Origin of the sequence: Mycobacterium attenuatum (genome assembly GCF_900566085.1) — a bacterium.
Classification (GTDB): Bacteria; Actinomycetota; Actinomycetes; order Mycobacteriales; family Mycobacteriaceae; genus Mycobacterium; species Mycobacterium attenuatum.
On the sequence record NZ_UPHT01000032.1, the window covers coordinates 17589 to 34312 of the forward strand.

At 64.8% G+C, this 16724-nt stretch carries 23 protein-coding genes; 22 read left to right on the forward strand and 1 reads right to left on the reverse strand.

The window, feature by feature from the left end:
• Nucleotides 1–2 precede the first annotated feature (2 nt).
• The 22 genes from rplV (at nucleotide 3) to rplO (ending at nucleotide 15686) form a co-directional block, all read left to right on the forward strand.
• Nucleotides 3–548, forward strand: coding sequence for a 50S ribosomal protein L22 (gene rplV, locus EET13_RS04950; RefSeq protein WP_122441242.1), 546 nt, complete (start codon nucleotides 3–5; stop codon nucleotides 546–548).
• Entirely contained in the window at nucleotides 548–1393 is an 846-nt protein-coding gene (gene rpsC, locus EET13_RS04955) for a 30S ribosomal protein S3 (RefSeq protein ID WP_122441243.1), read from the forward strand. Before rplV ends, rpsC begins: the two co-directional genes overlap by 1 nt.
• A gap of 7 nt (nucleotides 1394–1400) precedes the next feature.
• Nucleotides 1401–1817, forward strand: a complete 417-nt coding sequence (gene rplP / locus EET13_RS04960; protein WP_122441244.1) for a 50S ribosomal protein L16 — start codon at nucleotides 1401–1403, stop codon at nucleotides 1815–1817.
• The gene (rpmC, locus tag EET13_RS04965) at nucleotides 1817–2095 is read left to right on the forward strand and encodes a 50S ribosomal protein L29 (RefSeq protein WP_122441245.1); all 279 of its coding nucleotides are present in this window, start codon (nucleotides 1817–1819) and stop codon (nucleotides 2093–2095) included. The genes rplP and rpmC overlap by 1 nt, the downstream gene beginning before the upstream one ends.
• Nucleotides 2092–2460, forward strand: coding sequence for a 30S ribosomal protein S17 (gene rpsQ, locus EET13_RS04970; protein ID WP_122441246.1), 369 nt, complete (start codon nucleotides 2092–2094; stop codon nucleotides 2458–2460). Before rpmC ends, rpsQ begins: the two co-directional genes overlap by 4 nt.
• Nucleotides 2461–2930: 470 nt before the next feature.
• Nucleotides 2931–3617, forward strand: coding sequence for a class I SAM-dependent methyltransferase (locus EET13_RS04975; protein ID WP_122441350.1), 687 nt, complete (start codon nucleotides 2931–2933; stop codon nucleotides 3615–3617).
• A 38-nt stretch (nucleotides 3618–3655) separates the two neighbouring features.
• Nucleotides 3656–4867 (forward strand): cytochrome P450, encoded by a 1212-nt coding sequence (locus tag EET13_RS04980; RefSeq protein WP_122441351.1) that lies wholly within the window; start codon nucleotides 3656–3658, stop codon nucleotides 4865–4867.
• Nucleotides 4868–4972: 105 nt separating this feature from the next.
• Nucleotides 4973–7333 carry an arylsulfatase gene (locus EET13_RS04985; protein ID WP_122441247.1) on the forward strand — a complete coding sequence of 787 codons (2361 nt, stop codon included), beginning with the start codon at nucleotides 4973–4975 and terminating at the stop codon, nucleotides 7331–7333.
• A 127-nt stretch (nucleotides 7334–7460) separates the two neighbouring features.
• Nucleotides 7461–7976 carry a hypothetical protein gene (locus EET13_RS04990; protein WP_244603767.1) on the forward strand — a complete coding sequence of 172 codons (516 nt, stop codon included), beginning with the start codon at nucleotides 7461–7463 and terminating at the stop codon, nucleotides 7974–7976.
• Nucleotides 7977–7992: 16 nt separating this feature from the next.
• A complete protein-coding gene (locus EET13_RS04995; RefSeq protein WP_122441248.1) occupies nucleotides 7993–8883 on the forward strand; it encodes a formylglycine-generating enzyme family protein in 891 nt (296 codons plus the stop codon).
• Between the two features lie 96 nt (nucleotides 8884–8979).
• The gene (locus tag EET13_RS05000) at nucleotides 8980–9891 is read left to right on the forward strand and encodes a DUF4436 domain-containing protein (protein WP_122441353.1); all 912 of its coding nucleotides are present in this window, start codon (nucleotides 8980–8982) and stop codon (nucleotides 9889–9891) included.
• A 203-nt stretch (nucleotides 9892–10094) separates the two neighbouring features.
• Complete coding sequence (locus tag EET13_RS05005) at nucleotides 10095–10955, forward strand: DUF4436 domain-containing protein (RefSeq protein WP_244603773.1); 861 nt, start codon at nucleotides 10095–10097, stop codon at nucleotides 10953–10955.
• A gap of 584 nt (nucleotides 10956–11539) precedes the next feature.
• A complete protein-coding gene (rplN, locus tag EET13_RS05010) occupies nucleotides 11540–11908 on the forward strand; it encodes a 50S ribosomal protein L14 (protein ID WP_003403649.1) in 369 nt (122 codons plus the stop codon).
• Nucleotides 11909–12226: a 50S ribosomal protein L24 gene (gene rplX, locus EET13_RS05015; protein WP_122441250.1), complete on the forward strand. Its 318-nt coding sequence runs from the start codon at nucleotides 11909–11911 to the stop codon at nucleotides 12224–12226.
• 2 nt (nucleotides 12227–12228) lie between these two features.
• Complete coding sequence (gene rplE, locus EET13_RS05020) at nucleotides 12229–12792, forward strand: 50S ribosomal protein L5 (RefSeq protein WP_122441251.1); 564 nt, start codon at nucleotides 12229–12231, stop codon at nucleotides 12790–12792.
• Nucleotides 12793–12796: 4 nt separating this feature from the next.
• Entirely contained in the window at nucleotides 12797–12982 is a 186-nt protein-coding gene (locus EET13_RS05025) for a type Z 30S ribosomal protein S14 (protein WP_011739072.1), read from the forward strand.
• 26 nt (nucleotides 12983–13008) lie between these two features.
• The gene (gene rpsH / locus EET13_RS05030; protein ID WP_122441252.1) at nucleotides 13009–13407 is read left to right on the forward strand and encodes a 30S ribosomal protein S8; all 399 of its coding nucleotides are present in this window, start codon (nucleotides 13009–13011) and stop codon (nucleotides 13405–13407) included.
• Nucleotides 13408–13420: 13 nt separating this feature from the next.
• A complete protein-coding gene (gene rplF, locus EET13_RS05035) occupies nucleotides 13421–13960 on the forward strand; it encodes a 50S ribosomal protein L6 (RefSeq protein ID WP_122441253.1) in 540 nt (179 codons plus the stop codon).
• A 41-nt stretch (nucleotides 13961–14001) separates the two neighbouring features.
• Nucleotides 14002–14370 carry a 50S ribosomal protein L18 gene (rplR, locus tag EET13_RS05040; RefSeq protein ID WP_081260668.1) on the forward strand — a complete coding sequence of 123 codons (369 nt, stop codon included), beginning with the start codon at nucleotides 14002–14004 and terminating at the stop codon, nucleotides 14368–14370.
• 19 nt (nucleotides 14371–14389) lie between these two features.
• Entirely contained in the window at nucleotides 14390–15046 is a 657-nt protein-coding gene (gene rpsE, locus EET13_RS05045; protein ID WP_122441254.1) for a 30S ribosomal protein S5, read from the forward strand.
• Complete coding sequence (rpmD, locus tag EET13_RS05050; protein ID WP_122441255.1) at nucleotides 15043–15249, forward strand: 50S ribosomal protein L30; 207 nt, start codon at nucleotides 15043–15045, stop codon at nucleotides 15247–15249. The genes rpsE and rpmD overlap by 4 nt, the downstream gene beginning before the upstream one ends.
• Entirely contained in the window at nucleotides 15246–15686 is a 441-nt protein-coding gene (gene rplO, locus EET13_RS05055) for a 50S ribosomal protein L15 (RefSeq protein ID WP_122441256.1), read from the forward strand. The genes rpmD and rplO overlap by 4 nt, the downstream gene beginning before the upstream one ends.
• Before the next feature lie 68 nt (nucleotides 15687–15754).
• Here rplO and EET13_RS05060 read toward each other — a convergent pair whose 3' ends face one another.
• Nucleotides 15755–16681, reverse strand: coding sequence for an LLM class flavin-dependent oxidoreductase (locus EET13_RS05060; RefSeq protein WP_122441257.1), 927 nt, complete (start codon nucleotides 16679–16681; stop codon nucleotides 15755–15757).
• Nucleotides 16682–16724: the final 43 nt, after the last annotated feature.

Below are 16724 nucleotides of genomic sequence, written 5' to 3' on the forward strand. Positions count from 1 at the left end.
AGATGACAACGGCTACTGAATATCCTTCGGCGACCGCCAAAGCACGGTTTGTGCGGGTGTCGCCGAGGAAGGCGCGCCGGGTCATCGATTTGGTGCGCGGCCGGTCGGTGTCTGACGCGCTCGACATTCTGCGCTGGGCGCCGCAGGCCGCCAGCGAGCCGGTGGCCAAGGTGATCGCCAGTGCGGCGGCCAACGCGCAGAACAACAATGGTCTGGACCCGACGACCCTGGTGATCGCCACCGTCTACGCCGACGAGGGTCCGACCGCCAAGCGCATCCGGCCGCGTGCCCAGGGCCGCGCGTTCCGAATTCGCCGGCGCACCAGCCACATCACCGTGGTGGTGGAGAGCCGGCCGGCCAAGGATCAGCGGTCGTCGAAGTCGTCGAGGGCGCGCCGGGCCGAGGGCAGCAAGGCGGCTGCGAAGGCACCCGCCAAGAAGGCGGCCGCTCCGGCCAAGAAAGCACCTGCAAAGAAACCCGTCACCAAACCCGAGGCCCAGGCATCTGAGACATCTGAGACTTCTGAAGCGAAGGGAGGCTCAGACTAGTGGGCCAGAAGATCAATCCGCACGGCTTCCGGCTCGGCATCACCACCGACTGGAAGTCGCGTTGGTACGCCGACAAGCAATACGCCGACTACGTCAAGGAGGACGTCGCGATTCGCCGGCTGCTGTCGAGCGGCCTGGAGCGGGCCGGGATCGCCGACGTGGAGATCGAGCGGACCCGCGATCGGGTCCGGGTGGACATCCACACCGCGCGGCCGGGCATCGTCATCGGCCGCCGCGGCACCGAAGCGGACCGCATCCGTGCCGACCTGGAAAAGCTGACCGGTAAGCAGGTTCAGCTCAACATCCTCGAAGTGAAAAACCCGGAGTCCCAAGCGCAATTGGTCGCCCAGGGGGTGGCCGAGCAGCTGAGCAACCGGGTGGCGTTCCGCCGCGCGATGCGCAAAGCCATTCAGTCGGCGATGCGTCAACCCAACGTCAAGGGCATCCGGGTGCAGTGCTCGGGCCGTCTCGGCGGAGCTGAGATGAGCCGCTCGGAGTTCTACCGCGAGGGCCGTGTTCCTCTGCACACCCTGCGCGCCGACATCGACTACGGCCTGTATGAGGCCAAGACCACTTTCGGCCGGATCGGCGTGAAGGTGTGGATCTACAAGGGCGACATTGTCGGTGGCAAACGCGAATTGGCCGCCGCGGTCCCCGCGGGCTCCGAGCGGCCACGCCGTGAGCGGCCGGCAGGCACCCGGCCGCGCCGCAGCGGTGCCGCGGGCACCACCGCGACGGGCACCGACGCCGGCCGTGCCGCGGGCGGCGAAGAAGGCAACGCAGTTACGGCCAGCGCGGCAGACGGTGGAGCCGCGCCGGCCGTTGAAGCGCAGAGTACGGAGTGAACCCATCATGCTGATTCCCCGCAAGGTCAAGCACCGCAAGCAACATCATCCCCGCCAGCGTGGCATCGCCAGCGGTGGAACGACGGTGAACTTCGGCGACTACGGGATCCAGGCCCTCGAGCACGCCTATGTCACCAACCGACAGATCGAAGCGGCCCGTATCGCCATCAACAGGCACATCAAGCGTGGCGGCAAGGTGTGGATCAACATCTTCCCGGACCGCCCGTTGACCAAGAAGCCCGCCGAGACCCGGATGGGTTCGGGTAAGGGCTCGCCGGAATGGTGGGTGGCCAACGTCAAGCCGGGCCGGGTGCTGTTTGAGCTCAGCTATCCCAATGAGGCGATCGCCCGGGCCGCGCTGACCCGTGCGATCCACAAGCTCCCGATCAAGGCGCGGATTATCACTCGAGAGGAGCAGTTCTGATGGCAGTGGGAATTTCCCCTGGCGAACTGCGTGAGCTCAGCGGCGAGGAATTGACCGAGCGGCTGCGCGAAGCCAAGGAAGAGTTGTTCAATCTGCGCTTCCAGATGGCGACCGGCCAGCTCAACAACAACCGCCGGCTCCGCACGGTGCGTCAGGAAATCGCACGTGTCTATACGGTGCTGCGCGAACGAGAACTGGGGTTGGCTTCTGGGCCCGACGGGCCCGATGGGCCGGATCGTCCCGATGGTCCCGTTGGTCCCGACGGTAAGGAAGCGTGATGGCAGAGGCGAAGACGGGCGCGGCGGCGCCCAAGAAGACGGCCGGCAAGGTACCCGCACCGGAGGCCGCATCAAAGGACAAGGGTCCCAAGCACACTCCGAGCACTCCGAAGCCGCGTGGCCGCCGCAAGACACGTATCGGCTATGTGGTGAGTGACAAGATGCAGAAGACTATCGTGGTCGAGCTGGAAGATCGCGTGCGGCACCCGTTGTACGGCAAGATCATTCGCACCACCACCAAGGTAAAGGCGCATGACGAGAACAGCATCGCCGGCATCGGCGACCGCGTCTCGCTGATGGAAACGCGTCCGCTATCGGCGACCAAGCGCTGGCGCCTGGTCGAGATCCTCGAGAAGGCCAAGTAAGGGCCGGCTAGCCCGATTTCCGACGCACAGCACCCCCGGACCGTCGTATCCCCGGGGGTGCTGCGCGTTGTGGTCGCACCGGTGGGCATTGATTGTCCACCGACCGTAGGACAGGGCGTTCCCGTTGCAAATCGGCCATGCGGCGGACAGTGTTTTGCACACCGCGCTGTTAATTTTGACCAAGTCGAATGGTCTGAAATGGGCTTTGCTCTGCGCGCATCGTTGACCATCAGATATTGGATCGAAGGTAATTCATGGCACCCGAAACTCTGTTCTGCGAATACGAAGTTGTGTACACCTGGCCCCTCAACGAGGCCAACCACTGCTGCGATAAAACGTCGAAGTCCTTTCCAAGGCCGCTGCCGGCGGGGATCTCGTCAGCTCGCGAAGAAGAGATCCCCCGCCACCCAGCGAACCACCGGCGAACCGCTTAACGAATGCCGCCAGCCCAGCCAAAGGACGTTCTCGAGATGGCAAACGCAGCCACCACGGCCGCAGCCAGCGCGGTGGCAGCCGATGGCACGGCGGTCGAAATCTATCGCCGATTGCCGTCGCTGGGCGAGGTGGAGCACATTAGTTCAGTGCTGGCGCCCAACAGCTCGGTCCTCGACTTAGGCGCCGGCACCGGACGTATCGCAGATCCCCTGACTGCGCTTGGGCATCGCGTCACCGCCGTCGACGATTCCGCCGAAATGCTGGCGCACATCCGTCACGCTCGAAAGATTCAGTCCCGTATCGAGGATCTGCGATTGCCCGAGCGATTCGACGCGGTGCTGCTGGTCGGCAACATGCTGAACTATCCGGGCACGCGCCTGCGCAGGTCATTGCTGGCCACGGTGGCGCACCACCTCGCGCCGGCCGGACGAGCAATCATTCAATGGGCGCCGCCTCGGCTGCTGGCTGCCCGGACAAAAGGCCTTACCGTGGCCACCACCGTCGGGGCGGTAACGATGACCCTGTCCATCCATTCCAACCGGGGTGGTCTCGTGAAGGGCGAGTTCACGTTGGCTGCCGACAGCCAGTGCTGGCACCAACCGGTGGCCTTGGCGCGCATCAGCGCGCCGACAGTGCGCGCCGAATTGGCGCGCGCGGGGCTCGTCCTCACCACCACTGCTCCCGGAGAAACCCGCTGGCTACAGGCCAGGCGGCGGCGGTGACGGCGCGCGCGACCGGCCAGATCGCCGGTCCGCTCGCAATGGATCTGACCGATCCGGACAACTTCGCTAACGGCTTCCCGCACCATGTCTTCGCGATCCATCGCCGGGAAGCGCCGGTGTTCTGGCACGAGCCGACGGCGCACACACCCGATGACGAAGGCTTCTGGTCGGTGGCTACCTATGCCGATACCATTGCGGTACTGCGTGATTCAACGACATATTCGTCGGTTACCGGTGGCCGGCGACCGTTCGGCGGCACATTGCTGCGGGATATGCCGGTGGCCGGGCACGTACTGAATATGATGGACGATCCTAGGCATGCTCAGGTCCGACGACTGGTCGCTTCCGGGATGGGACCACGGATGATTCGCCGCCTGCAAGCTGACCTGCGCCGCCGAACCCGTAACCTGTTCGACCAGATCGAGCCGGGCGTAGCCATCGATGTCGCGGTCGATATCGCCGCCGACCTGCCGATGCAAATGATTTGCCTGCTGCTTGGCATCCCGCAGAGCGATCGGCGTTGGCTGTTGGACGAGTTTGAGCCGGGTTTCGATTTTCGCGGTTCCCGAACCGAATACCTGGCATGGATTTTCGGGGATGTCGCTGAATCACGAAGGGACAGTTACTGCCACGAGCTGATCGCGCGCAAACGCGCCGAGCCGGCCGATGACATGCTGTCGCTCGTCGCCAACGCGACCGTCGAAGATGGTGGTGCACGGGTTCTGTCGGACGTCGAGGTATATCTGTTCTTCCATACGCTGTTCAGCGCGGGCACCGAGACCACCCGCAGCGTCATCGTCGGCGGGTTGCTTGCCCTTGCCGAACGTCCAGAGCAATGGCGGCGGCTTCGTCAAGACCTGAGTTTGTTGCCTACGGCCATCGAGGAAATGGTGCGCTGGACGACGCCGTCGTCCTCGAAGCGGCGTACGGCTACCCGCTCAACCATGCTCGGCGGCCAGTCGATCGAGGCCGGACAGAAGGTGTTGGTATGGGAGGGTTCGGCCAACCGCGACCCTGTGGTGTTCGACCGAGCCGACGAGTTCGACATCACCCGCAAACCCAACCCGCATCTGGGCTTCGGGCAGGGTGTGCACTATTGCCTCGGTGCTACCTTGGCCCGCTTGGAGTTGCGGGTGTTCTTCGAGGAACTGTTGTCGCGCTTCGACCGGATCCAGGTGGTGGCACCGGTCGAATGGACCGGTAGCAACCGCCGCAACGGATTGCAGCATCTGGTCATGGCATTTGGCTGACACCTGACTCTCAGCTGATTCTGAATCCGGCTGGCTACCCTGGCTGCGGGTGTAGTCTGCACGCGATATCGGGCACGTGCAATCACTTAAGGGAGTAGGGCGGCTATGACGTCGGGTTCAACCGGGTTTCAAGGCAAAATCGAGCTGGATATCCGTGACTCGGAACCGGATTGGGGTCCCTACGCGGCTCCCACCGCGCCGGAGAACGCGCCCAACATTTTGTACCTGGTCTGGGACGACACCGGCATTGCGACCTGGGACTGCTTCGGTGGCCTGGTGGAGATGCCCGCCATGACGCGCATCGCCGAGCGCGGCGTGCGCCTGACGCAATTCCACACCACCGCGCTGTGTTCGCCGACGCGAGCCTCGCTGCTGACCGGGCGCAACGCGACCACCGTCGGGATGGCCACCATCGAAGAATTCACCGACGGTTTCCCCAACTGCAACGGCCGGATACCCGCCGATACCGCCCTTCTTTCCGAAGTGCTTGCCGAGCGCGGCTACAACACCTACTGCGTGGGCAAATGGCATCTGACACCGCTCGAGGAGGCCAACATGGCCTCGACGAAGCGGCATTGGCCCACATCCCGGGGCTTCGAACGTTTCTACGGGTTCATGGGGGGCGAGACCGACCAGTGGTACCCGGACCTGGTGTACGACAACCACCCGGTGAGCCCGCCCGGCACCCCCGAGGACGGCTATCACCTGTCGAAGGACCTGGCCGACAAGGCGATCGAATTCATCCGTGACGCCAAGGTGATCGCCGCGGACAAGCCGTGGTTCACCTACCTGTGCCCGGGCGCCGGACACGCCCCGCATCACGTCTTTACGGAGTGGGCGGACAAATATGCCGGCAAGTTCGACATGGGTTATGAGCAGTATCGCGAGATCGTGCTGGAGCGGCAGAAGTCCATGGGCATCGTGCCGCCGGACACCGAATTGTCGCCGATCAACCCCTATCTCGACGTCAAGGGACCGCAAGGCGAGCCGTGGCCGCTGCAGGACACCGTGCGGCCCTGGGATTCGCTCAACGACGAAGAGAAGAAGCTGTTCTGCCGGATGGCCGAGGTGTTCGCCGGTTTCCTGAGCTACACCGATGCGCAGATCGGCCGGATCCTGGACTACCTCGAGGAATCTGGACAGCTGGACAACACCATCATCGTGGTGATCTCCGACAACGGTGCCAGCGGTGAGGGCGGACCCAACGGGTCGGTCAACGAAGGAAAGTTCTTCAACGGCTATATCGACACGGTCGAAGAGAGCATGAAACTGTTCGACCACCTCGGTGGCCCGCAAACCTACAACCACTACCCGATCGGGTGGGCGATGGCCTTCAACACGCCCTACAAGCTGTTCAAGCGTTATGCCTCGCACGAAGGCGGAATCGCCGATACGGCCGTCATCTCCTGGCCGTCCGGTATCGCGGCCCACGGCGAAGTCCGGGACAACTACGTCAACGTCGCCGACATCACCCCGACCGTTTACGAGCTGCTGGGCATGACACCTCCAGACACCGTCAAGGGCATTGCCCAAAAGCCGCTGGATGGGGTGAGTTTCAAAGCCGCTCTTGATGATTCGGCTGCCGACACCGGCAAGAGCACCCAGTTCTACGCCATGCTGGGCACCCGCGGAATCTGGCACCAGGGCTGGTTCGCCAACACCATCCACGCCGCCACACCGGCGGGTTGGTCACATTTCGACGCCGACCACTGGGAACTGTTCCACATCGAAAAAGACCGCAGCCAATGCCATGACCTTGCTGCCGAGCATCCCGAGAAGCTCGAAGAACTCAAGGCGCTGTGGTTCTCCGAGGCGGCAAAGTACAACGGCCTGCCGTTGTCGGACCTCAACATCGTGGAAACGATGATGCGGTCGCGACCCTACCTGGTCACCGAACGTTCCACCTACATCTACTATCCCGACTGCGCCGACGTCGGTATCGGGGCCGCCGCCGAAATCCGTGGTCGTTCGTTCGCCGTCGTCGCCGAGGTGACCGTGGACACCACCGGGGCCGAAGGCGTGCTGTTCAAACAGGGCGGCGCGCACGGTGGCCACGTGTTGTTCATCCAGGACGGGCGGCTGCATTACGTCTACAACTTCCTCGGTGAGCGCCAGCAGCTGCTCTCGTCGGTCGGCCCGATCCCGCTCGGCCGACACCTGCTCGGCGTGCGCTATGAGCGAACTGGAACGGTACCCAACAGCCATACCCCGCTGGGTGATCTGACGATGTACTTCGACCAGCACGAGGTCGGCACCCTCGCCGACGTGACGACGCACCCGGGAACGTTCGGGTTGGCGGGTGCCGGCATCACCGTCGGGCGCAACGGCGGTTCGGCGGTGTCGAGTCGCTACAAGGCGCCGTTCGTCTTTACCGGCGGAACCATTGCCCAGGTGACGATCGACCTATCCGGACGACCGTATGAAGACGTGGAAAAAGAACTCGCCCTTGCCTTTTCGCGCGACTAGGTACTCAACGGTACTGCTGTGCGCAGTGGCGCTGATATGCCTGTCGGGCGTCGCGGCCGGCTGTGGTGAGCGTGGCGGTGGGGGGACGCCCGCTCACCCTGACCCGGCGGAGCCGGTGCCCGGCATCGTGACGACGCACCCGGAGCACATTCCGCCCGATACGGTCGCCTGTTCGCCGTCGCTGACCGGCGAGGGCCGAGCGACCCTGGCCGTCGTCTCGGACCCGGCCGCACCCAGGATTACGATCAGCGTGCCCGACGGTTGGACGTCGGAGCCCGGCGCCGGGGATACCGCACTGACGTTGGACGGCCCCAACGGCATGTCGGCGACTGTGACCATCGCACCTACCGATCGGCAGCCGGACGGCGCTTTCCTGGCCTACACCGCAGCCCTGGGCGGGTCGATGCGGCGTCTGAACTTTTCGGTGATCGGGGTGCCGTTTTGCGGTTTCAGCAGCCAGTTGTTGACCGGCACCCTGCAGGGATCGTCGGGCCCGATCGAATTCGCCGATCGCATCGCTCACATCTGGACCAACACCAAGAACTACCTGGTGGCCATCCATCTGGAGGGCCCGGCGGCGGTGCCTGGCTTCCGTTCGGCAAAGTCGGCCTTGATGCAGAATTTCGCCGTCGCCATCCCCTGAGTCATACCCTGAAGCCGTGTTAACCGAACTGGTTGAGCTGCCGGGCGAGTCGTTTCGTATGGGATCGACGAGCTTCTACCCCGAAGAAGCGCCGATTCATACCGTCACCGTGCCCGCGTTCGCCATCGAGAGCCACCCGGTCACCAACGCACAGTTTGCCGAATTCGTCGCTGCCACAGGGTATGTCACGGTCGCCGAACAACCCATGGATCCTGCGCTCTATCCGGGGGCCGACCCCGACGACCTGGTTCCGGGTGCCATGGTGTTCCGTCCGACCGCAGGCCCGGTCGATCTGCGCGACTGGCGGCAGTGGTGGGATTGGGTGCCGGGTGCGAGCTGGCGCCGGCCATTTGGCCCAGACAGCGACATCGTCGACAAGTCCAGCCACCCCGTCGTGCAGGTGGCCTATCCCGACGCGGCCGCCTACGCGCGATGGGCCGGACGGCGGCTGCCCACCGAGGCCGAGTGGGAGTACGCGGCACGCGCGGGAACTACGACGACGTATGCCTGGGGCGACGAGGCCACGCCCGGCGGGCAGCTGATGGCCAACACCTGGCAGGGTCAGTTCCCCTACCGCAACGACGGCGCCCTGGGCTGGGTGGGCACCTCGCCGGTGGGCGCCTTCCCGCCCAACGGCTTCCGTCTGGTCGACATGATCGGCAACGTGTGGGAATGGACCGCAACCGAGTTCTCCGCGCACCACCGCCTCGATCAGCCTCCGAAGCCGTGCTGCGCGCCGTCAGGGCCTGCCGATCCCTCCATCAGCCTGACCCTCAAGGGCGGCTCGCATCTGTGCGCGCCCGAGTATTGCCATCGGTACCGGCCGGCGGCTCGCTCGCCACAATCACAGGACACCGCGACCACCCATATCGGATTCCGGTGTGTGGCCGAACGCGGATCGCGCTAAGGGAATTCGCGGGCCTTCGGCCCGGCGCGTTGCCGCCTGATCGCCGGTGCGGCTCATTAGCATCTGCCCCGTGTGCACCACGAAGAGCTGGGCGCTATGACGCATCAGGCTCCGGAGGCCCCGGCACCAGCGTCTTCGCCCCCGGGCAAGTCGCGTGGAATTCGCCTCGCGATCGGCTTGGTTGTCGTCGTCGGCGTCATCGTCGTCTACACCTTGTCCCTGTTCGGCGTGCATTTGCTGGCCACGTCGGCGCCCGCGCTGCCGGAACCGGACCTGGGCACTACCGAAGACACCGTCGTGCAGGTCCGGCTGGAGAAGCTTGAGACCGTCGCCAACCGCCTTACGGTGAATGTGCTTGTCATTCCCGAAGATTCGAAGTTCGACAAACGTCTCGACGTGCTGACCCAAGACCTTGCCGTTCGGTTGTATCCGGAGAACGATCTTGGCGACCTGCAGTACCCGGTCGGAAAGTCACCGGCGCAGGTCAGCACGGCGATCGAGGCGGAAGGCGATCCGGCCAACTGGCCGTTCGACTCGTACACCACGGGCGTCATCTCTGCCGACGTGATTGTCGGGTCCGGCGAGAGCAGGGTGAAAGAACCCGCCCGGGTCGAGGTGATCGGCTCATTGGACGGCTGGGACGTCAGCGTGCAACGCGTCGGCGAGTCCAGCCAGACCACTAGCCGGCCCGACAACGTCATCATCACCTTGCACCGGGCAAAGGGTTCACTGATCTTCGACCTGGGCATCATTCTGGTCCTGGTCAGCCTGCCGACGCTGGCACTATGGGTGTCCATTCCGATGGCGCTGGGCAGGAAGAAGTTCTTGCCGCCGTTCGTGTCGTGGTTCGCCGCAATGCTGTTCGCGGTTGTCCCGCTGCGCAATATCCTGCCCGGCAACCCGCCGCCCGGCTCCTGGATTGACCAGGCGATCACGCTGTGGGTGCTGATCGCCTTGATCGTGGCGATGAGCCTGTTCATCTTCGCCTACCGCCGACAATCGGACTGATCTAGAAACGTCACCGGCGGGAACGCCGGTTGCTACCATCTGACTCCGTGTCTGGGGCAGATATACGTCAGCAGTCTGTCCGGCGGTGACCGCAGATGACGGATAACCACGGCCCGGCGGCGCCAGACGCGGGTGTACCTGCCGGTTCGGCGACGGCGTCTGCACCGGGCGGATCAGCGGCGTCTGTGCCGGCCCGCCCGCACATGTCGCGACGCAAACACCTGGTGCTCGATGTGTCGATCATCGTGGGTGTCGCCGTTGTCTATGTCCTTTCGCTGGTCGGCTATCACTGGCTGGCCAGCACCCCGGGACCGTTGCCCAAGCCGGATGTGGGCACCACCGAGGACACCGTGGTGCTGGTCCGCTTCGAGCAACTGCACACCGTGGCAAATCGCCTCGACGTGAAAGTCCTGGTGATGCCTGACGATTCGATGATCGACAAGCGTCTCGACGTGCTGACCACCGACACGTCGGTGCGTCTTTATCCGACCAACGACCTGGGTGACCTGCAGTACCCGGTAGGGAAATCGCCGGCTCAGGTCGCCACCACCATCGAAGCGCACGGCGATCCCGGCAACTGGCCGTTTGACACCTACACCACCGACACCATCCAGGCCGACGTGCTGGTCGGGGCCGGTGACACTCGTCAGTACAAACCCGCCCGGGTTGAAGTGACCGGATCGCTCGAGGGCTGGGACATCAGCGCCCAGCGCGTCGGGGACTCGAGCCAAACCTCGGATCGGCCGGACAATGTGATCATCACGCTGAAGCGAGCCAGGGGGCCGCTGGTCTTCGACCTGGGCATCTGCCTGGTGCTGGTCACGCTGCCGACGCTGGCCCTGTTCGTGGCCATTCAGATGGTCACCGGCCGGCGAAAATTCTTGCCGCCGTTCTCAACGTGGTATGCCGCGATGTTGTTTGCCGTGGTGCCGCTGCGCAATATCCTTCCCGGCTCCCCGCCGGCGGGATCATGGATCGACCAAGCCGTGGTGATCTGGGTGCTGATTGCGCTCGCCACGGCCATGGTGGTGTATGTCGTCGCGTGGTACCGGGAATCCGAGTAGGGAGCGCGTCGAGTTCTCGGGAATCCGGATGGCTCCTGCGGCGACGACGAACTCAACCGCGCCACCGTTTGGGAGCCGAGCCTGGCGCGCCCCTTCACGGCGGTGACCCCTACTGAAGCTTCACGACCAACGGCCTGCAGGAGTTGTCAGGCGTCGTCGATCAGCTTCAGCCCCTCAGAGTTTGCGCATCCTCGACCACATGGACGACCAAGCTTGAGTCGGGCCGGCGCATTCCCAGATCGTGACGTCCCGGGTGACCAGTGGCATGCCCAGCCGAACACTGACTTTCGCCATCGACAAGACGGAAGCGAACCAAATCCGCAAGTCGGATGCATCGCCGCCTATCCACAGAACGGTTGTCGCGGTGTCGGGCGGGGCACCGAAGTAGCCGAAGCCGCGAGGGCGGCCCTCAAATTTGGCTCTGAGCTGGCCGTCCCCTAGACTCTAGGGGTTGCCTTGGGCAGACCTCGGCCGATTCGTGCAAATGATATCGGCCCTGCGTGCCCTTCGGTGACGAAAGACCGCGCATGTCAGGGTATTCGGTTCACCCTGCCGTGCACACGTCAACCAGGTCAGGAGATCTAGTGATTCAGCAGGAATCGCGGCTCAAGGTCGCCGACAACACCGGCGCCAAGGAGATCTTGTGCATCCGGGTGCTGGGCGGATCGTCGCGACGGTACGCCGGGATCGGTGACGTCATCGTCGCCACCGTCAAAGACGCGATTCCCGGTGGCAACGTCAAGCGCGGAGACGTCGTCAAGGCCGTCGTGGTGCGCACCGTCAAAGAGCGCCGGCGTCCCGACGGCAGCTATATCAAGTTCGACGAGAACGCTGCGGTGATCATCAAGCCCGACAACGACCCGCGCGGAACCCGCATCTTCGGGCCGGTCGGGCGGGAACTGCGGGAGAAGCGATTCATGAAGATCATCTCGCTCGCCCCGGAGGTGTTGTAGATGAAGGTTCACAAGGGTGACACCGTGCTGGTGATTGCCGGCAAAGACAAAGGGGCCAAGGGCAAGGTGTTGCAGGCGTACCCGGACCGCAACCGGGTTCTGGTCGAGGGCGTCAACCGGATCAAGAAGCACACCGCGGTTTCCACCAACCAACGCGGCGCCCGATCGGGTGGGATCGTCATCCAGGAAGCGCCGATCCACGTCTCCAACGTGATGGTCGTCGACTCCGACGGCAAGCCCACCCGAATCGGCTACCGCGTCGACGAGGAGACCGGAAAGAAGATTCGTATCTCCAAGCGCAATGGCAAGGACATCTAGGGATGACCACCACAGAGAAGGTTCAACCACGCCTCAAGCAGCGCTACCGCAGCGAAATCCGTGACGCGCTGCAGAAGCAGTTCGGCTACCGCAACGTCATGCAGATCCCGACGGTGACGAAGGTCGTGGTCAACATGGGCGTCGGCGAGGCTGCCCGAGACGCCAAGCTGATCAACGGCGCGGTCAACGATCTGGCGCTGATCACCGGGCAGCGGCCGGAGATCCGCCGGGCGCGCAAGTCGATCGCCCAGTTCAAATTGCGCGAGGGCATGCCGGTCGGCGCGCGGGTCACGCTGCGCGGAGACCGGATGTGGGAGTTCCTCGACCGACTGACGTCGATCGCGCTGCCTCGTATCCGCGACTTCCGCGGGTTGTCACCCAAACAATTCGACGGAATAGGCAATTACACCTTCGGCCTGGCCGAGCAGTCGGTGTTCCACGAGATCGACGTGGACAAGATCGACCGGGTCCGCGGTATGGACATCAACGTTGTCACCTCGGCGACGACCGACGAGGAAGGGCGAGTGCTGTTGCGGGCGCTCGGCTTTCCGTTCAAGGAGAACTGAGCAGATGGCGAAGAAGGCACTGGTCAACAAGGCCGCACGCAAACCAAAGTTCGCGGTGCGCGGCTATACCCGATGCAGCAAGTGTGGCCGCCCGCGCGCGGTATTCCGCAAGTTCGGCTTATGCAGGATCTGTTTGCGCGAGATGGCGCACGCGGGTGAATTACCCGGCGTGCAGAAGAGCAGCTGGTAAGCGCGAGGAAGGGTACAGACGCTGCCATGACCATGACGGACCCGATCGCAGACTTCTTGACCCGTCTGCGCAACGCCAATTCGGCGTACCACGACGAGGTGCGTTTGCCGCACTCCAAGATCAAAGCCAACATCGCCCAGATACTGAAGAACGAGGGCTACATCAGCGACTTCCGCACCGAGGATGCTCGGGTCGGCAAATCGCTGGTCGTGCAGCTCAAGTACGGGCCCAGCCGAGAGCGCAGCATCGCCGGTTTGCGCCGGGTGTCCAAGCCGGGGTTGCGGGTGTACGCGAAATCCACCAACCTGCCGCGGGTGCTCGGCGGCCTGGGAGTGGCGATCATTTCGACCTCCTCGGGCCTGCTCACCGACCGTCAAGCAGCCAGACAGGGCGTGGGCGGCGAAGTGCTCGCCTACGTCTGGTGAGAGGGATATAGAGATGTCGCGCATTGGTAAGCAACCGATTCCGGTACCGCCCGGAGTCGACATCACGATCGACGGCCAAAACGTCTCCGTCAAGGGACCCAAGGGCGCCCTGGACATGACGGTCGCCGAGCCAATCACGGTGTCCCGCAACGATGATGGAGCCATCGTCGTAACGCGGCCCAACGATGAGCGGCGCAACCGCTCCCTGCACGGGCTGTCGCGCACCCTTGTCTCCAACCTCGTCACCGGCGTGACGCAGGGATACACCACCAAGATGGAGATCTACGGCGTCGGATACCGCGTCCAGCTCAAGGGCGCCAATCTCGAGTTCGCGCTCGGATACAGCCACCCGGTGGTGATCGAAGCGCCCGAAGGCATCACATTCGCGGTCCAAGCGCCGACGAAGTTCACGGTGTCCGGGATCGACAAGCAGAAGGTCGGCCAGATTTCGGCGAATATCCGCCGGCTGCGTCGTCCCGACCCGTACAAGGGCAAGGGCGTGCGCTACGAAGGCGAGCAGATCCGCCGCAAGGTCGGAAAGACAGGTAAGTAGTCATGGCGCAATCACAGGCTGAAACCGCTGCGCGAAAGCCGGTGGGGCAGAGCGTATCCGCAACCCGGCGAGTCTCGCGGCTGCGCAGGCACGCACGGCTGCGCAAGAAGATCGCCGGCACCCCGCAGCGTCCCCGGCTGGTGGTACACCGGTCCGCGCGGCACATTCACGTGCAACTGGTCAACGACCTCAACGGCACCACCGTCGCCGCGGCATCCTCGATCGAAGCCGATGTGCGTGGTCTGGACGGGGACAAGAAAGCCCGCAGCGTGCGAGTCGGCCAGCTGATCGCCGAACGGGCCAAAGCGGCCGGCATCGACACCGTGGTATTTGACCGCGGCGGCTACAGCTACGGCGGGCGGATCGCGGCGCTGGCAGATGCCGCACGCGAGAACGGATTGAACTTCTGATGAACGGGAGGACCGCATAATGGCGGAACAGTCGGCTGGCGGGCAAGGCGCCCCAGACAGCCGCGACTCGCGCGAGGGCCGGGGCCGTCGCGACAGCGGCCGCGGCGGCGGCCGCGACGGCGATAAGAGCAACTACTTGGAGCGCGTCGTGGCCATCAACCGGGTTTCCAAGGTGGTCAAGGGTGGTCGGCGATTCAGCTTCACCGCGCTGGTCATTGTGGGCGACGGCAGCGGGATGGTCGGTGTCGGCTACGGCAAGGCCAAGGAGGTTCCGGCGGCGATCGCCAAGGGCGTCGAGGAGGCTCGCAAGGGCTTTTTCCGGGTGCCCTTGATCCGCGGCACCATCACGCACCCGGTCCAGGGCGAAGCGGCCGCCGGCGTGGTGCTGTTGCGCCCGGCCAGCCCGGGTACCGGCGTGATCGCCGGTGGCGCGGCCCGCGCGGTGCTGGAATGCGCTGGCGTCCACGACATTCTGGCCAAATCTCTGGGCAGCGACAATGCGATCAACGTGGTGCACGCTACCGTGGCCGCGCTGAAGATGCTGCAGCGTCCCGAGGAAGTGGCCGCCCGGCGCGGTCTGCCGATCGAGGACGTCGCCCCGGCCGGCATGTTGAAGGCGCGGCGCGAAAGTGACGCGCTGGCCGCCGCCGCGGCGCGAGAGGCGGCACAGCCATGAGTCAACTCAAGATCACCCAGGTGCGTAGCACCATCGGGGCCCGCTGGAAGCAGCGCGAGAGCCTGCGCACTCTGGGCTTGCGGCGGATTCGCCACTCGGTGGTTCGCGAGGACAACCCTCAGACCCGTGGGCTGATCGCGGTGGTGCGGCATCTCGTCGAGGTGGAGTCCACGAACGGAGAGGCGACCGGAGGTACCAAGTGACCATCAAGCTGCACGACCTGCGGCCGGCGCCCGGATCAAAGACCGCGCGCACCCGTGTCGGCCGCGGTGAAGGCTCCAAGGGCAAGTCGGCCGGCCGCGGCACCAAGGGCACCAAGGCGCGCAAGCAGGTGCCGGTGACCTTCGAGGGCGGGCAGATGCCCATCCACATGCGGTTGCCCAAGCTCAAAGGATTCCGTAACCGGTTCCGTACCGAGTACGAGATCGTCAACGTCGGCGACATCAACCGACTGTTCCCGCAGGGCGGCACCGTCGGCGTCGAGGACCTGGTGGCCACGGGAGCCGTTCGCAAGAACGCTCTGGTCAAGGTTCTCGGTGACGGCAAGCTAACCGTCAAGGTCGACCTCACCGCGCACAAGTTCAGCGGTAGCGCACGCGAGAAGATCACCGCGGCCGGCGGCTCAGCCACCGAGCTCTAGTACCGCGAGCAGCCGCAAAAGCGCCCGACACGCCGAGCGTGCGGGGGCTTTTGCGGCTGCTCGCGCAACTAACCCAGCCGCGGAATCACTTCCGCGGCAAGTCGTTCCATCTGTTCGCGGTTCTGCGCGACGTCACGGCCGACGGCGTTGAGCAACAGCATCTCGGCGCCGGCGCCGATCACCTCGCTCAGCCCCCGGACGACGTCGTCGGGCGTGCCCGCGACCGACACCGAACCGATCCCGGACATCCGGCCGTAGATGCTGCTCAACCCGGCAAGGGCTCGCTCGCGCGCCCGGTCGGCGTCGTCGTCCACCATCAGATAAACCCGTTTGCCGATGGCAAACGTCGTGGGGTCGCGGTGCTGTCCGGCAAGTTCCTCGCGCACGACCGTGACGGCTTGGGCAAACTCGGCCGTGGTCGACGACCCCGCCCCCATGAATGCGTCGCCGTGGCGCACCGCTCTGGCCAACGCCGTGGGCGCCCGGCCCCCGAACCAGATCGGCGGGTGGGGTCGTTGCACCGGTTTGGGCGCGATGGGCAGGTCGTCGACGTCGCGGAACCGGCCGTGAAATGTCACCCGCGGCTCGTCGGACCAGGCCGCTTTCATCAATTGCAGGCCTTCGGTGAAATACCGGACGTGGGTTGCCTTGGCTACGCCGAACGCCGCGAACTTTCGGGAACCGCCGCCGGCCGCGACACCGAGATCGAGCCGGCCGTGGCTGAGCCGGTCGACGGCGGTCACCGCCGAGGCCAGCTGCAACGGATCATGCAGGGACGTCACCAGAACAGCGACCCCCAGCCTTAGCCGCGTGGTACAGGCAGCCGAGTACGCCAGCAGCTCCAACGGTGCCAGCAACGGTGACTCGCCGACGGCCTGTTCGAGCACCCAGCCGCCTTCAAAGCCCAACTCCTCGGCGCGACCCAGATACGAGCGCAGCCCGGCGGTGTCGAAGGTGTCGTAGTCCAGCTGAGGGATCGCGATGCATAACCGCACACCTTCACCGTACGGTGGGCGCCTGGCGGCTATGGGTACGCTG

Bases quoted from the DNA above. Each gene is read 5' to 3' on its own strand.
- rplP (WP_122441244.1), top strand. From the start codon at position 1,401: ATGCTGATTCCCCGCAAGGTCAAGCACCGCAAGCAACATCATCCCCGC.
- rpmC (WP_122441245.1), top strand. From the start codon at position 1,817: ATGGCAGTGGGAATTTCCCCTGGCGAACTGCGTGAGCTCAGCGGCGAG.
- rpsH (WP_122441252.1), top strand. From the start codon at position 13,009: ATGACCATGACGGACCCGATCGCAGACTTCTTGACCCGTCTGCGCAAC.
- EET13_RS04975 (WP_122441350.1), top strand. From the start codon at position 2,931: ATGGCAAACGCAGCCACCACGGCCGCAGCCAGCGCGGTGGCAGCCGAT.
- rplE (WP_122441251.1), top strand. From the start codon at position 12,229: ATGACCACCACAGAGAAGGTTCAACCACGCCTCAAGCAGCGCTACCGC.
- EET13_RS04980 (WP_122441351.1), top strand. From the start codon at position 3,656: ATGGATCTGACCGATCCGGACAACTTCGCTAACGGCTTCCCGCACCAT.
- rplF (WP_122441253.1), top strand. From the start codon at position 13,421: ATGTCGCGCATTGGTAAGCAACCGATTCCGGTACCGCCCGGAGTCGAC.
- EET13_RS04985 (WP_122441247.1), top strand. From the start codon at position 4,973: ATGACGTCGGGTTCAACCGGGTTTCAAGGCAAAATCGAGCTGGATATC.
- EET13_RS05005 (WP_244603773.1), top strand. From the start codon at position 10,095: ATGTCGCGACGCAAACACCTGGTGCTCGATGTGTCGATCATCGTGGGT.
- EET13_RS05025 (WP_011739072.1), top strand. From the start codon at position 12,797: ATGGCGAAGAAGGCACTGGTCAACAAGGCCGCACGCAAACCAAAGTTC.
- EET13_RS05000 (WP_122441353.1), top strand. From the start codon at position 8,980: ATGACGCATCAGGCTCCGGAGGCCCCGGCACCAGCGTCTTCGCCCCCG.
- rplV (WP_122441242.1), top strand. From the start codon at position 3: ATGACAACGGCTACTGAATATCCTTCGGCGACCGCCAAAGCACGGTTT.
- rpsE (WP_122441254.1), top strand. From the start codon at position 14,390: ATGGCGGAACAGTCGGCTGGCGGGCAAGGCGCCCCAGACAGCCGCGAC.
- rpmD (WP_122441255.1), top strand. From the start codon at position 15,043: ATGAGTCAACTCAAGATCACCCAGGTGCGTAGCACCATCGGGGCCCGC.
- rplX (WP_122441250.1), top strand. From the start codon at position 11,909: ATGAAGGTTCACAAGGGTGACACCGTGCTGGTGATTGCCGGCAAAGAC.